Origin of the sequence: Xanthomonas campestris pv. asclepiadis (assembly GCF_020784175.1) — a bacterium.
Taxonomy (GTDB): Bacteria; Pseudomonadota; Gammaproteobacteria; order Xanthomonadales; family Xanthomonadaceae; genus Xanthomonas; species Xanthomonas campestris_D.
This window is the reverse complement of record NZ_JAJGQM010000006.1, coordinates 76,093-90,302: the sequence shown is the minus strand read 5'-3', so window position 1 is coordinate 90,302 and position 14,210 is coordinate 76,093. Positions and strand designations below refer to the sequence as shown.

At 64.9% G+C, this 14,210-nt stretch carries 11 protein-coding genes and 3 other RNA genes; 4 read left to right on the top strand and 10 right to left on the bottom strand.

The features are described 5' to 3' along the window. The first annotated feature begins 160 nt into the window (after nt 1-160). Both LL972_RS04905 and LL972_RS04900 read left to right on the top strand, forming a co-directional pair. Nucleotides 161-925 (top strand): ankyrin repeat domain-containing protein, encoded by a 765-nt coding sequence (locus LL972_RS04905; protein ID WP_228326628.1) that lies wholly within the window; start codon nt 161-163, stop codon nt 923-925. A 36-nt stretch (nt 926-961) separates the two neighbouring features. Then, nucleotides 962-2,128, top strand: coding sequence for an XVIPCD domain-containing protein (locus LL972_RS04900; RefSeq protein WP_228326627.1), 1,167 nt, complete (start codon nt 962-964; stop codon nt 2,126-2,128). Between the two features lie 178 nt (nt 2,129-2,306). On the opposite strand, the gene LL972_RS04895 is transcribed toward LL972_RS04900, so the two are convergent. The 10 genes from LL972_RS04895 to LL972_RS04850 all read right to left on the bottom strand — a co-directional run bounded on the left by LL972_RS04895 (nt 2,307) and on the right by LL972_RS04850 (nt 12,294). Continuing rightward, complete coding sequence (locus tag LL972_RS04895) at nt 2,307-3,557, bottom strand: DUF819 domain-containing protein (protein ID WP_228326665.1); 1,251 nt, start codon at nt 3,555-3,557, stop codon at nt 2,307-2,309. Nucleotides 3,558-3,778: 221 nt separating this feature from the next. Further along, complete coding sequence (locus tag LL972_RS04890) at nt 3,779-3,994, bottom strand: hypothetical protein (protein ID WP_228326625.1); 216 nt, start codon at nt 3,992-3,994, stop codon at nt 3,779-3,781. Between the two features lie 513 nt (nt 3,995-4,507). Further along, nucleotides 4,508-5,116: a nucleotidyltransferase family protein gene (locus tag LL972_RS04885; RefSeq protein WP_228326624.1), complete on the bottom strand. Its 609-nt coding sequence runs from the start codon at nt 5,114-5,116 to the stop codon at nt 4,508-4,510. 616 nt (nt 5,117-5,732) lie between these two features. Further along, nucleotides 5,733-5,809: non-coding RNA, sX9 sRNA (locus tag LL972_RS04880), on the bottom strand. A 59-nt stretch (nt 5,810-5,868) separates the two neighbouring features. Further along, nucleotides 5,869-6,885, bottom strand: a complete 1,017-nt coding sequence (locus tag LL972_RS04875) for an XdhC family protein (protein WP_228326623.1) — start codon at nt 6,883-6,885, stop codon at nt 5,869-5,871. Then, the gene (gene paoC, locus LL972_RS04870) at nt 6,882-9,089 is read right to left on the bottom strand and encodes an aldehyde oxidoreductase molybdenum-binding subunit PaoC (protein WP_228326622.1); all 2,208 of its coding nucleotides are present in this window, start codon (nt 9,087-9,089) and stop codon (nt 6,882-6,884) included. Before paoC ends, LL972_RS04875 begins: the two co-directional genes overlap by 4 nt. Before the next feature lies 1 nt (nt 9,090). Continuing rightward, entirely contained in the window at nt 9,091-10,041 is a 951-nt protein-coding gene (locus LL972_RS04865) for an FAD binding domain-containing protein (protein WP_039526229.1), read from the bottom strand. Next, entirely contained in the window at nt 10,038-10,688 is a 651-nt protein-coding gene (paoA, locus tag LL972_RS04860) for an aldehyde dehydrogenase iron-sulfur subunit PaoA (RefSeq protein ID WP_228326621.1), read from the bottom strand. The genes LL972_RS04865 and paoA overlap by 4 nt, the downstream gene beginning before the upstream one ends. Nucleotides 10,689-11,148: 460 nt before the next feature. Beyond that, a non-coding RNA gene (locus tag LL972_RS04855) (sX9 sRNA) lies at nt 11,149-11,224 on the bottom strand. Between the two features lie 62 nt (nt 11,225-11,286). Next, nucleotides 11,287-12,294, bottom strand: a complete 1,008-nt coding sequence (locus LL972_RS04850) for a zinc-dependent alcohol dehydrogenase family protein (protein ID WP_228326620.1) — start codon at nt 12,292-12,294, stop codon at nt 11,287-11,289. Between the two features lie 210 nt (nt 12,295-12,504). Between LL972_RS04850 and LL972_RS04845 the strand changes: the two genes are divergently transcribed. Both LL972_RS04845 and LL972_RS04840 read left to right on the top strand, forming a co-directional pair. Next, nucleotides 12,505-14,073, top strand: coding sequence for a sensor domain-containing diguanylate cyclase (locus LL972_RS04845; protein ID WP_228326619.1), 1,569 nt, complete (start codon nt 12,505-12,507; stop codon nt 14,071-14,073). 60 nt (nt 14,074-14,133) lie between these two features. Beyond that, nucleotides 14,134-14,208: non-coding RNA, sX9 sRNA (locus LL972_RS04840), on the top strand. Nucleotides 14,209-14,210: the final 2 nt, after the last annotated feature.

Sequence of the window (14,210 nt, the reverse complement as noted above, 5' to 3'; positions counted from 1 at the left end):
GACAAGCGGCCTCAACAACCGACACCTGCGGCGTCGGCGCATGTCACGAAATCTTACCGCGCGTCATCTTGGCAGCTGGTAGGATCGGCCCGGCTGCGAAAGGACACACCGCAGCGCACCGCAGCGCCACCAGGAATGCGATCAGGAGAAGGAGATTTCGATGCAACCGCGATTCCCCACCCTGCTCGTTCTTGCGACCTCGTTTTTCGCGGTCTCATGCGCCGCCTCGCCCGGTGCCAAGGAGCAAACCACCATGTCAGCTACGCTGCACGACCACACCGTCGCCTTCCGCGACCCCGGCCTGACCGACATCGCCAACGCCATTGCGCACGGTGACGTCGCCCGAATCGGTGCACTCGCACCGACCGTCGATCTCGCCGCACACGGCAATCAGAACGTCACATTGCTCGAGTGGGCGATCTGGAATGAACAACCCCGCGCCCTGGCCGCATTGCTCGATGCAGGCGCAGACCCGTCGTTGCCGGGCATGGACCAGGAAACGGTCGTGCACATGGCCGCCATGGCGCAGGACGCGGAGTACCTGAAGATCCTGCTGCAGCACAAGGCGCCGATCGACGTGGTCAGCGCGCGCGCAGGCTGGACGCCGCTGTTCCGCGCCGTGCAGAGCAAACGCGATGCACAGATCGGCCTATTGATCGAAGCCGGCGCCGATCTGCAGCGCGTCGACAACACCGGCAACAGCGTGCTGCATCTGGCCGCACAAAGCGGCGCGGCAAGCTCGGCAGTGCTGCAATTGCTTGAGGCCGGCGTGGATCCCACGCTGCGCAACGCGCAGCAGAAAACCTTCCAGGCGTATTTCTTCACTACCCCGGATCGCCTGCTCAATGCCGCCGGCCAGCAGGCCAGGGCGGACGTGCGCGCATGGTTGAGCGCACACAACATTCCAGTGGAAAGCAGCCGCTAAGCGGGCTTTTCGCATGACGAACGCAAGGAGCCGCGCATGAGCCCGTCAAATTCCTCATCCACCCCATTCGCAGAGTCGATGCGTGGACAGCAACCGCAGCCGGAAGACCGCCAGTTTCCGGCGGTGCTGCAAGACCTCTATGCCACTGCCTCGCAGCGACGCGAAGGCAGTGCCGAAACCTTTGTGCCCCCGCCCAATGGCTGGACGCGCATGGACGACAGCGCGCTGCAACGGGTAGGCATCGACCCCGGCCTGCTGCACGACGCCAAGAGCGGTTTCGATGCCGCGTTCTACCGCAACGATCAGAGCCAGGTGGTACTCGGCTTCTGCGGCACCGACGAAGGCAAGGACTGGAAGCACAATCTTGGCCAGGGCCTGGGCTTCAACGACGCGCAGTACGCGTCTGCCATCCAGCTCGGCAGCCAGGCCAAGCAGGCGTTCGGCGACCAGGTGGTGATCTCGGGGCATTCGCTGGGCGGCGGCCTGGCGGCCGCTTCGGCGATGGTCAACGACATCCCCGCCGTGACCTACAACGCCGCCGGCGTCAACGACCGCACGCTCGAACGCCAGGGCCTGGATGCCTCGGCGGCCAAGGAGTACGCCAGCAGCGAGTTGATCCGCGGCTATCACGTCAAGAACGAGATCCTCACCCATCTGCAGGAAGACAGCATCCCCTTGAAATGGGCGATGCCCAATGCGGCCGGCCACCAGATCGAGCTGCCCGAACCGGACCCGTTGTCGTTCGGGCGACGCCTGGTGCCGGGCATGATGTTGATGCACCGCATGGACCTGCACGGCATGGACTCGGTGATGAAGGCGCAGGAGATGCAATCGCCTGGGCAGGCGCAAGGTACGGGCAGCCAGTTGTTCAACGACGCGGTGGTGCGCCTGGACGGCCAGCGCGAACGCCTGGGCCTGCGCGACGACACCGCGTTTCTCAATACCGCCGCCAGCGTGGCCGCGCGCGCCAGCAGCGACGGCCTGCAGCGGATCGACCACCTGGTGCCCAACCGCGACGGCGACAGCCTGATTGCGGTGCAGGGCCGGATGGACGACCCCGCGCATCTGCGCAGCCATGTGCAGACCGCCTCGGCTGCCAATGAGCCAGCGCACGGCAATGTCGATCAGTTGCAACAGCACAATCAGCAGCAGTCGCAGCAGAACACGCAGCAGGAAGCGCAGCGTCGCGGCATTCAGCAGTAATCGCGACCGGGCACTGGCCCTGGCCAGTGCCCGACTCGAGGTGGTCGATAACACCTCGTGAGCGGTCGTCGCATGGAGGCAGAGCTGGTGCATCCGGCACTGCGGCAGACGCGTGGCAACGCCCGCGCGCGTGGCAACAAAGGTCCGCACGACACCCCAGGTAGCGCGACAGGCGCTGTCAGCCCGCTCCCGCCATCGCCCGCAAGGTAATGCCGACCAGATAGGCCAGATAGGTACCGGTGGCGTAGCCCATCGTGCCCAGGAGCACGCCGACCGGCGCCAGGGCCGGGTGAAACGCGGCGGCCACCACCGGTGCCGAGGCCGGTCCACCGATATTGGATTGCGAGCCGATCGCGAAATAGAAAAACGGCACCCGTAACAGACGGCCCAGGCCCCATAGCAGCCCGATATGGACCGCGATCCAGATCAGCCCGAGCAGGAACAGCCATGGGCGATCCAGCAGCGCCAGCAGATCCATCTGCATGCCGATGCAGGCGATCAGGAAATACAGCAGAAGTGAACCGATCCTGGAAGCCCCGGCCCCTTCCAGCGTGCGTGCGCGGGTGAAGCTCAGCAGCAAGCCGATGCTGGTCGCCAGCACCACCACCCACACGAACGGCGTGTCCAGGCTGAACTGGCTGGACCAGCTCAGGTTGGCCTTGCACCACGCGGCCAGCGGACTGGCCAGCGCGTGCGCCAGCCCGACCCCGCCGAACGCCACCGCCACGATCACCATCAGATCGGCCAGGCTGGGAATACGCGCGTGTTCGGCCTGGAACCGCGCCATGCGCTCCTGCAGGGCATCCAGCGCGCGGGTATCGGCACCGCTGCGCGCATCGATGCTGCGTGCGCGGCCGGCCAGGAAGATCAGCGCCGCCATCCACACATAACCGACGCCCACATCCACCACCGCAAACTGCCCGAACGTGGTCGCGTCCACATCGAACACCTCGCGCATCGCCAGCATGTTGGCCCCACCGCCGATCCAGCTGCCCGCCAGCGCCGCCATGCCGGCCCAGGTATCACCGGCCACCGTGGCCGGATGTACCCAGCCCATCACCCAGAACGCCACCACCGCGCCCAACATGATGCTCAGCGATGCGCCCAGGTACATGGCGACCAGCTTGGGCCCCAGCCCCAGGATGGCGCGCAGGTCGATGCTCAAGGTGAGCAGGATCAGCGCCGCCGGCAGCAGCACGTCGCGCGCGATCGGGTTGTACAGGCGGGTATTGGCACCGTCGATCAGGCCAACCGTGTTGTAGATGCCTGGCAGCAGATAACACAGCAGCAGCGCCGGGACGACGGCGTAGAAGCGTCGCCACAGCCCCTGCTCGCGCGAGGAGGTCCAGAACACCGCACCCAAGGTGGCAGCGATCAGGCCAAAGACGACGATATCGTTTTGGATCAAGGCAGAACCGGCGGCATTCACTAGGGGCGACATTCTCGACTGGGAACCGCCAGGGTGCGGATCGCAGCAAGAATGGCCGATCGGTTGCATCCAGTCGACTGGCGATGCGGGCAAGCCACAGCGTGACTGCAAGACGCCGGCCTTATGCAACCGCGCGGGTTGCCAAGTGCGCGCAGTGACCCAGCCCGCCCGCGCGGATCGTCACCGTCTCCCCTCACGATTCCTGCAAGGGGCCAACTCGGTCAGCCGTAGCGTCGTACCACGCGGTCGCCTTCGGCAGTGTTCAACACCACGCCGCTGGGCTGACCGGTGGTCAGGCAGTGCAGCTTGGCCATCAATTCGGCGTTTTCCAGCGCGCCCTGCTCACGCAGATAACGCAGCGGCGACCACTGCGGCCGGGTCACCCACCAACCGCCCTGTTCGGGATGAATACGCACAACATAACGGGACTCGTCCATCAGGGCCTCCGGCCGGTGGATGCAGCGATCGAACGACGGAAGTGGGCAGCGCGGGGAGGCGCAGCGCACCGGCGATGGGAGTGCCATGGTCCCGTCCGGGATGCCGGCGCGCCCTTACTCAAGGGGCCGCGGGAGAGTGGCCAAGGGCCCCGCGTCCGGCATAGCCAGAATGCTTGTTAGCTTATGCCAACGCCGTCGGGCGGACACTGGCATGAAGGTAGGAAAATTCTTACGTGACACCGATCATCGCTGGCGCTAAATTCGCGCTCGAGCGGCGTAGAGACGTCGCGGCTGGCCGTCAACGGGTGCAGACGGCGCGGGGAAATTCGTCGCTCTTGGAGGTGCCTCGGGGGAGGAGTCGCATGCATCTGCTCAGGAAGTTCCAGTTTCCGGTCAAGACCGCGATGGTGGTGGGCTATGTCCTGGTGATCAGGGAAGCGATCGTGCTGTGGTCCTGAGACGGCTCTGGCACCAGGCTGCCGGATAGCACGCGACGGCACCCGTCACGGTCTCTCAATCCGCATCCACCCAGCCACGTTGTTGCGCTGCAACCAGGTCGGCAGGTGTGTCCACGTCCAGTGCGAGCGCCGGGGCGCTGACGCAGCCCAAGGTCTGCACGTCCAGGCCGGCGAACACGCCACGCAGGCCGCTGTCGCCCTGCAGCGGCACGTCGGCCCAGGCCGCATGGGTGACCACCGCGGGAATGCCGCGCACACCGGCATACCCGCTGGTGGCGCATCCGGAGGCGGCACGGTCGGCCTCTTCCAGCAAGGCGCGCAGATGCGGCGTGTCCAGCGCGGGCTGATCGCACCCCAGGATCAGGCTGCGCCTTAGCGACGTATCGTCCTGCACATGCTGGCGCAGCGCCGCCAGGCTGGAGCCCATGCCGGCGGCCCAGTCGGCGTGGCGCAACACTTCCACCTCCAGTCCTTGCAGGACATCGCTCAGCGCGTCGGCATCGGCGCCCAGCACCACCACGCAGCGGCGTGGCGCGGTCTGCAATGCGATGCGTGCGAAACGTCGCAACAACGGCTCACCGTCGCGCAACAGCAATTGCTTGGAACGCCCCAGCCGACGTCCTGCCCCCGCGGCGAGCAGCAGCGCAACGTGATCGTTGCTCATGCGTCGAATGCCATCGCACGAGGCGAACAACGGCGCGATGTCGGCGGCATCTGGCACGCATCAAAAACGGCATCACGCCTGGTCGCGTACGGACGAGCGGGAAAAGCTGGCGACGGCAATTGAGTTGCGTCGCAGAAGACGTCGTCGTAGTGATCAAGTAATTCGGTCATGGCGACGTAGCGTGGTTATTGGAGATGCGCCAGCGTAGAGATCCAACTGTGCGCGCGGAGTGACTAAATGCAGCGCACTCGCCGGCTCCAGGTAAATCGCGCCCGCCTACATCTGAACAATCGCTGGCCTGCATTGCGTTGCTACGGCAGCATGACGAGGGAGATGCAAAACGCGGTGGCGCTGCGATAAAAATGGCAGCGACCGATTGTCATCGCTGGATGGCGCAGTTACCAATAGCCGAAAGGGGCAGCAGGTAAATGCATACCTAAAAAGGCATACCAAAAAGTACTTATTTTCCAAATCAGTACTTTTCAGAACTGGAAACTTCATCGGCAACCACGCACGACGCCGTTGGCGACTGCACGCTGAAATTCACATTGAAGTGAATGCAAACGCGCGATTGAAGTGCCCTGCCCGCTCGCATGGCAGCAACAGCTTAGAGCGTGGCTAACAAAACGTAGCGAGCAGTCGCCAAGCGGGTGCGGACGGGCGCATGGGCACCGCAGTGCACGAGTGATACATACCGATTCCGGGCACCGGCCGCGCCCGCCTGGCGGTAAGCGCGGTCGTTTTAAACGCTCTTAGCCAACCAACGAAGCAGCAGCCGGCCCATCGGCGACTGCCTGGGTGGCTTCGGCAATGATGCCCAACGCAATCGTGTGCGGTGAGGAGCGCCCCATGCGCCAGCCCGCAGGCAGCCGCAGCCTGGCTAGTGCGGCATCGTCATGCCCGAGCGCACGCAGTGCCTGTAGGCGTGCCTCGCGTTTCTGGCGACTGCCCAGAATGCCGATGCAGGCAACCCCGGAGGCAAGCCCCCGGCAGGCGACCTGCAAATCGCTGTCGCCGTCGTGCGCGAGGCTGTACAGCGCGGTATCCGCATCCAGATGCAGATCCTGCAGGGCTTCGCCCAACGCGCGGCGATCGTAATGGTCCGCGGCCAGTCCGGGCGGCGGTTCGCTGGGGCCATGCGGCCGCAGCACCCGCACCTCCATCCCCATCTGGCTGGCGAGTGACACCAGCACCAGCAGTGCAGGATCGGCACCGACCAGCACCAGCCGCAGCGGGGGCCGATGCGTGCGCAGGAATTCCTCGGGACGCAGCTCCTGGACGCTGGCCGGGTAACGGACGGCGCCGGTGGTCCGATCCAGCGCGACATGAAACGGGCGACGATGCTGGCGCGCATTGCGCCAGCGCGCCAGATGCTCGCCCAGGTCCTGGACCGGCCAGACCAGCACACCGATACGGCCACCGCAGCTGAGCTGGATGTCCAGCACCTGGCTGCCTTCGCCGTAGTCCAGCCAGCGCGGCATGCCGTCGCGCAAGGCGGCGATGGCTTCGTGCGCCACTGCCGCTTCCACGCAGCCGCCGGAGACGTAGCCAGCCACCCGGCCATCGGCGCTGATGACCATCTCGCTTCCCAATGGGCGCGGCGAGGAACCTTGCACATCGATCAGCGTGGCAATGGCCACGCGCTGCCCCGCCCGATGCCAGGCAGTCAGCGTCGGCAGCAGGTCATCGTGCAGGGCATAGCTCGGCCATGCCGGCCACGCCGGCTCGGCCGGCGCTGCATGCGTGACCGGGGCCACCACCGCACTCACGCGCGCAGCAGCTCGGGCAGATGCGGAAGCAGCTTGTCCAGCGTCACCGGGTAATCGCGGACGCGGACGCCGGTGGCGTTGTAGACCGCATTGGCGATCGCTGCCGCCACCCCGCAGATGCCCAGCTCACCGACACCCTTGGCCTTCATCGGCGACGACATCGGGTCGCTCTCTTCGAGAAAGATCACGTCCTGATGCGGGATATCTGCATGCACCGGCACTTCGTAACCGGCCAGATCGTGATTGACGAAAAAGCCCAGCCGCTTGTCCACCGCCAGCTCTTCCATCAGCGCCGCACCCGCGCCCATTGTCATGCCGCCGATGACCTGGCTGCGCGCAGACTTGGGGTTGAGGATGCGCCCGGCCGCGCACACTGCGAGCATGCGGCGGATGCGTACCTCGGCGGTGGCGACATCCACGCCGACTTCGACAAAGTGCGCGCCGAAGGTCGACAGCTGATGCGTCTTGGAAAGGTCGCCGAACTCGATCTTGTCCTCCACCACCAAAGCGCCATTGGCCGCAGCATCACCGAGCGCAATGCGCTTGCCGCCGGCACGCACATGGCTGTCGGCGAATTCGGCCTTGGCCGGGTCCAGCCCCAACTGCTTGGCGACCGCTTCGCGCAGTTTCACTGCTGCGGCATACACACCGGCAGTGGAACTGTTCGCACCCCACTGGCCGCCAGAACCGGCCGAAGCGGGAAAACTGGAATCGCCAAGGCGCACGTCCACCCAATCCAGCGGCACGCCCATCATCTCTGCAGCGGTCTGCGCAATGATGGTGTAGGAGCCGGTACCGATATCGGTCATGTCGGTTTCCACCACCACCCGGCCGCCCTGCTCCAGCCGCATGCGTGCGCCGGAGGTCATCACCGGCGCATTGCGGAACGCTGCCGCCACGCCCATGCCGACCAGCCAGCGCCCCTCGCGGTTGCTGGCCGGCTTGGCCTTGCGCTTGGACCAGTCGAAACGCTTTGCGCCGTCTTCCAGGCACTTGACCAGTTGACGCTGCGAGAACGGGCGCTGCGGGTTTTCCGGATCCACCTGGGTATCGTTGACGATACGGAACTTGACCGGATCCATGTCCAGTTTCTCGGCCATCTCGTCTATGGCCACTTCCAGCGCCATCAGGCCCGGCGCTTCGCCCGGCGCACGCATTGCATTGCCTTCGGGCAGATCGAGCACCGCCAGGCGCGTGGAAATCAGCCGATTGGCACCGGCATACAGCAACTGGGTCTGCGCGGCCGCGATTTCCGGGCCGCCCTCGGGCAGGTCGCCGGACCAGCTCTCGTGCGCGATCGCGGTGATCTTGCCATCGCGCTGTGCACCGATACGGATGCGCTGCACGGTGGCCGGGCGGTGCGTAGTGTTGTTGAAGATCAGCGGCCGCGGCAGCATCACCTTGACCGGGCGTCCGACCTGGCGCGCGGCCAGCGAGGCGAGCACCGCATCGGCACGCAGGAACAATTTGCCGCCGAAGCCGCCACCGATGTACGGCGACATCAGACGCACGTTTTCGCGCGGGATACCGAGGGTTTTGGCCAGATCGCCCGTGCTCCAGTCGATCATCTGATTGGAGGTCCACACGCTCAGCTTGTCGCCTTCCCACATGGCGATCGATGCGTGCGGCTCCATCATCGCGTGCGAATGGTCGGGCGTGGTGTATTCAGCATCCAACTGCACCGGCGCTGCCGTGAAGGCGCTATCGAAATTGCCGACCGCGCTGTTCGGTGCCCCGCCTTCCTTGGTGACCTTGGCGCCAGCGCGTGCCTTCTCCAGATCGTAGGCACCGACATGGCGACCGTAGTCGACCTTGATCAGCTGGCCTGCGGCACGTGCCTGCTCGAAGGTCTCGGCAACCACCACCGCAATGGCCTGGTGGTAATGCTGGATCTCCGGGCCGCCCAGCAACTTGGCGGTGTTGTATTTGCCTTTCTGCAGCTTGCCTGCATTCTGCGCGGTGACGATGCCGAGCACGCCCGGCGCATTGCGCGCAGCGCTCAGATCGATGCTGCGGATGCTGCCCTTGGAGATGCCGGCGCCGACAACATGGCCATAGGCGGCACGTCCAGGCAGGTCGTGATGCTCGTACGCATACGGCGCCTGCCCGGTGGTCTTGAGCGGACCGTCGATACGATCGACCGGTTTGCCGACGACTTTGAGCTGGTCGATGGGGTTGGTACTGGCGGGAGTGTCGAATTTCATGTCAGGCCCTCGTGTCGGCCAGGATCGCGGTCAAGGTGCGCTCAACCAGCGGCAGCTTGAAGGCGTTGTGTTCGGTGGGTTGTGCGCCGTCGAGCAGCACGGAGGCAATCGCACGCGCGCCCTGGCGCGACTGCGCTTCGGCCGCCTCGCTGCGCCACGGCTTGTGGGCGACACCGCCGACGCCGACACGCACGCTGCCATCGCGTTGCACCACCGCCGCAACCGACACCAGGGCAAATGCGTACGAGGCGCGGTCGCGCACCTTGCGGTAGACATGCGTGCCGCCGAGCGGCTTGGGCAGGCTCACCGCCGTGATCAGTTCGCCGCGTTCCAGTACGGTTTCCAGGTGCGGCGTCTTGCCGGGCGCACGATAGAACTCGGACAACGGCACCGCACGCGTCTGTCCATCCGGGCGCACGGTCTCGACAACCGCGTCGAGGACGCGCATGGCGATGGCCATATCGCTGGGATGGGTGGCGATGCACTCCTCGCTCACACCGATCACCGCCAATTGCCGGTTGAACCCGCCAATAGCCGCGCAACCGCTGCCCGGCAGGCGCTTGTTGCACGGCTGATTGGTGTCATAGAAATACGGGCAACGCGTACGCTGCAACAGGTTGCCCGCCGTGGTGGCGCGGTTGCGCAACTGTCCTGAGGCACCCGCCAGCAAGGCGCGCGACAGTACGGCGTAATCGCGACGCACGCGGGCATCGGCTGCCAGATCGGTATTGCGCACCAGGGCGCCGATGCGCAGGCCACCGTCCGGCGTTTCCTCAATGGTATCCAGGCTCAGCCCGTTGACGTCGATCAGGTGCGAGGGCGTTTCGATCTGCAGTTTCATCAGGTCGAGCAGGTTGGTGCCGCCTGCGATGAATTTTGCGCCCGGCTGGCGCGCCGCCTTGGCCGCGGCATCGGCGGGCGACGTGGCGCGCTCGTAGCTAAACGCCTTCATGCGCGCTCTCCGGCAACTTCATTGATCGCATCGACGATGTTGGAATACGCGCCGCAGCGGCAGATGTTGCCACTCATCCGTTCCTGCAATTCCGGCGTGGTGAGCCGGGTCTTGCCGGTCAGATCGTCAGTGACATGGCTGGGAATGCCGCGCTTGACTTCGTCCAGCACCGCCACCGCCGAACAGATCTGCCCGGGCGTGCAATAGCCGCACTGGTATCCATCATGCTTGACGAAGGCTGCCTGCATCGGATGCAGTTTGTCCGGCGTGCCGAGGCCTTCGATGGTGGTGATCTTGCCGCCCTGATGCATAACCGCCAGCGACAGGCAGGAATTCATCCGCTGCCCATCGACGATCACGGTGCAGGCACCGCATTGGCCATGATCGCAGCCTTTCTTGGTGCCGGTCAGCTGCAGGTGTTCGCGCAAGGCATCCAGCAAGGTGGTGCGATTGTCCAGGGTCAGCGTCACCGGCTTGCCGTTGACTTCGAACGCAACCTGGCTCGATGCATTGGCAGGCTCGACCGCCTGCCGCTGCGACATTGCAGTGGCGGCAGTTGCAGCCATCGATTGGGTTGCGGCAACGCTGGCTGCCGACGCCGTGCCAGCGATCAGTACCTCGCGACGGGTCATCTTGATATCTCTCATGGCTGGCATCTCCAACAATGCTGGCTTATACAGTTCTTAAATAATGTGCAGCGAGGCGGGTCACAATCGCGTGAGCATGCGGCGAGTGTGTGCGGGTGCGAATCGGCGGTATGCCCCGATTCTAGAGCCGCTCCAGTCACGCATTGGCGGCATGGACTGCATGCGCCTATGAAACGCGCTCATCATTGTTGGAATGCGGTGCGCGTCTGCTTGCGTATCGTTTAGACGTACGAGCAGCGTGTGTATGTGCGTGTGTGTAAAGCCTTTCGCAACTTCTGCAGTGATCCGACATCTTTCTGTGCGCTGACAGGGATGACCTCATCCCTGTCAGCTGTGTGGCTGCGACAACCAGAGCATCTACGCAGCACACTCATTTCGTGTCTACGCTTCACCCTGATCGTCTGGCGCGTCAGGGCGCACTGCATCGAAAACATCCGGATGCGACCGATCGACCTGGAGCGGCTACCGACGCGTAGCGAGCAGTCGTCAGCCGGGCATGGACAACGTGGAGGACGTGGAGTGTCCGAGTGGTACATGCCGATTCCGCGCAAGCTACTGCGCCCGCCTGACGGTGAGCGCAGTGGCTTGCGAGCCGCCCCTAGAACTCCAGCACGATCTTGCCCAGATGGCCGCCCGCCTGCTGCAACGCGAAAGCCTCGGCGATATCGTCGAGCGCGAAGGCGCGGTCGATCACCGGCCGCAGCGGCAAGGCATCCAGTGCACGCACCAGCTGCCGCTGATGCACGCGGCTGCCGACCACCAGCCCTTGCAGGCGCTGCTGCCGGCCCATCATTTCTGCAGTGGGCACCGGACCGGCGGCACCGGTCAACACGCCGATCAAGGCGATATGCCCGCCCACCCGCCCAGCACGGATCGATTGCGCCAACGTGCCCGGCCCACCGACCTCGACCACGTGATCCACGCCACGTCCGTTGGTAATTTCCAGCACCTGCGTCGACCACTCGGCGTGCTGCCGATAGTTGATGACGTGGTCTGCACCCAACGCGCGCGCCTTGTCCAGTTTTTCGTCGGACGACGATGTCGCAATGACGGCGGCGCCCATCGCCTTGGCGAACTGCAAGGCAAAGATCGATACACCGCCGGTGCCGAGCACCAGCACGCTATCGCCAGCCTTGAGCCCGCCATTGACCACCAGGGCGCGCCATGCCGTGACGCCAGCTGTGGTCAAGGTGGCCGCCTCGGCATGGCTGTAGCCGGCCGGGGCGTGCGTGAACGCATGCGCGGCGGCCAAGACCGCAGAGCGCGCATACCCGTCCACGCCATCGCCGGGCGTGGTGGCAAAGCCAGCATGCAACGGCTCGCCATCCAGCCACTCGGGGAAGAAGGTGGACACCACATGGTCGCCGACGGCGAATTCATTCACCTCAGGCCCGACGGCCTCGACCACGCCGGCACCATCGGACATGGGGATGCGGCCGTCAGCGGTCGGCATCTGCCCCGACACCACGCCCAGGTCGTGGAAATTCAGCGAGCTTGCGTGAAGGCGCACTCTGATCTGACCGCGTGCCGGCTGCCCGGGGTCGGGCAACGCAACGGCATGTAATGCATTCAAACCTGCAGGATGCGCTAAACGAATGGCGCGCATGCGGCGCTCCTCTGTTGTGATCGGCGTTCGGGATACCACGCCGGGCGTTAGCCGCATGCAGTCGAGCTGGCCTGTGGCTCTGCTGTCGGCTGCCGTGTCTTGTCGCAGTGTCGAGCGTGGTGGCAACAGCAGGCTGGACAGGGTCGCCGTCGCACGCCAGTGCGTTTCCTCACAGCGCATGAGGCATCAATCACAGATCGGCATGGCGTCATGGGGTGCAAGCGATTCACGCCACGCCAACCGCTAGGCTGGCACAGCAGTTGCACTGCCCTGCTATCCACACAGGTAACTTCCGTGACATCGACCAGCAAGCGTCGGCGGCAACGTGCACAACGCATCGCGTTGCACTTTGTGCTGAGCATTTCGTGCCTGCTGCTGCTTGGTTCGGAGTACTGGTCCATCCATGACGAGCGCACCAGCGCGCTGCATGCCGCCGAAGCACAATCGTTGAATCTCGCCAATTCCCTGGCGCAGCATGCCAGCGACACCCTGACGATCGCCGATGCCGTGCTGTCCGGGTTGGTGTCGCGGGTGGAGCACGACCAGGGCTCGGCCAGTGCGCGACTGGTCATGCATGACTTTCTGGTACATGAGGCGCGTCGCTCGGACCGGCTGCATGGCATCTTCATCTATGCAGCCGACGGCAGCTGGGTGAGTTCGTCACTGGACAGCACGCCCAGAAAGCACAACAACGCCGACCGCGCCTATTTCAAATACCACCGCGACCATCGCGACGCCTTGTCGCTGGTCGGGCCGCCGGTGCAGAGCCGCTCCGATGGCAGCTGGGTGCTCACGTTGAGCCGGCGCCTCAACACGCCCGGCGGCGAATTTGCAGGTGTGGTACTGGTCACGCTGCAACTGAAGTATTTCCAGAACTACTACAGCAGCTTCGAGGTCGGCCCGAACGGCACCATCGGCATGACCAATGACGATGGCATCGTGCTGGTGCGCCGGCCCGACAAGCCGGGCGTGATCGGCACCTCGATCGCCGGCACCTCGATCTACGTCACCATGCGCGCACGCAGGCACGGCACTGCCACCTATCGTTCGCCGATCGACGGCGTGGAGCGCATCTCCAGTTTCGCGCCAGCGCAGGCGTATCCATTGACCGTCTTGACCGGCGTCGCGGTCAATGATGCATTGGCCAATTGGCGGCAATCCGCGCGCCAGCGGAGCGTGATCGCCACCTTGGGGTGCGTGTTGCTGCTGGGCGTGGGCATCTGGCTGGATCTGCAATTGCGCCGCATGCATCGCAACGAGGAAAAACTCAGCTCCGAAGCCTGGATAGATGCGCTCACCGGCATTGCCAACCGGCGGGCGTTCGATCACCGGCTCTCGCGCGCCTTGCAGCAGGCGGTGCACCGACAAGCGCCCTTGTCGGTGCTGATGATCGATGTCGATCATTTCAAGCTCTACAACGACACCTACGGCCATGTAAATGGCGACGCCTGCCTGCGCCTGATCGCGGGCGCAATCGCCGGCTGCTCACGGCGCAGCGAAGACATTGCCGCGCGTTACGGCGGCGAAGAGTTCGGCATGATCCTGCCGCAGACAGATGCTGCCGGCGCACTGCGACTGGCCGATGCAATCCGCAGCGCCGTCGCCGCGCTCGGCCTGATGCACATGTCCAGCCCGACCAGCGCGCACGTCACCGTCAGCGTCGGCGCAGCGACATTCGAACCGGGCGAAACGCCACGCAGCCCGGATGCCTTTGTGCACGACGCCGACTCGGCGCTGTATCGCGCCAAGCAAAATGGGCGGAACCGGACGTCGGCGTAGCGTGGCTGACAATACGACTTCACTCAACACACGCGGGCGTGCCCCAGGCTCGGAATCGGCATGTGCCAGGCCTACACCCGATTCCTGCGTGGCGTTCGCACCCAGCTGATGATTGCTCGCGAGGTGTTGTTAGCCAC

What these genes read in the sequence shown, in the direction of transcription:
- LL972_RS04905 (WP_228326628.1), top strand. Translation starts at nt 161, where the DNA reads ATGCAACCGCGATTCCCCACCCTGCTCGTTCTTGCGACCTCGTTTTTC.
- LL972_RS04900 (WP_228326627.1), top strand. Translation starts at nt 962, where the DNA reads ATGAGCCCGTCAAATTCCTCATCCACCCCATTCGCAGAGTCGATGCGT.
- LL972_RS04890 (WP_228326625.1), bottom strand. Translation starts at nt 3,994, where the DNA reads ATGGACGAGTCCCGTTATGTTGTGCGTATTCATCCCGAACAGGGCGGT.
- LL972_RS04885 (WP_228326624.1), bottom strand. Translation starts at nt 5,116, where the DNA reads ATGAGCAACGATCACGTTGCGCTGCTGCTCGCCGCGGGGGCAGGACGT.
- paoC (WP_228326622.1), bottom strand. Translation starts at nt 9,089, where the DNA reads ATGAAATTCGACACTCCCGCCAGTACCAACCCCATCGACCAGCTCAAA.
- LL972_RS04865 (WP_039526229.1), bottom strand. Translation starts at nt 10,041, where the DNA reads ATGAAGGCGTTTAGCTACGAGCGCGCCACGTCGCCCGCCGATGCCGCG.
- paoA (WP_228326621.1), bottom strand. Translation starts at nt 10,688, where the DNA reads ATGAGAGATATCAAGATGACCCGTCGCGAGGTACTGATCGCTGGCACG.
- LL972_RS04850 (WP_228326620.1), bottom strand. Translation starts at nt 12,294, where the DNA reads ATGCGCGCCATTCGTTTAGCGCATCCTGCAGGTTTGAATGCATTACAT.
- LL972_RS04845 (WP_228326619.1), top strand. Translation starts at nt 12,505, where the DNA reads ATGGGGTGCAAGCGATTCACGCCACGCCAACCGCTAGGCTGGCACAGC.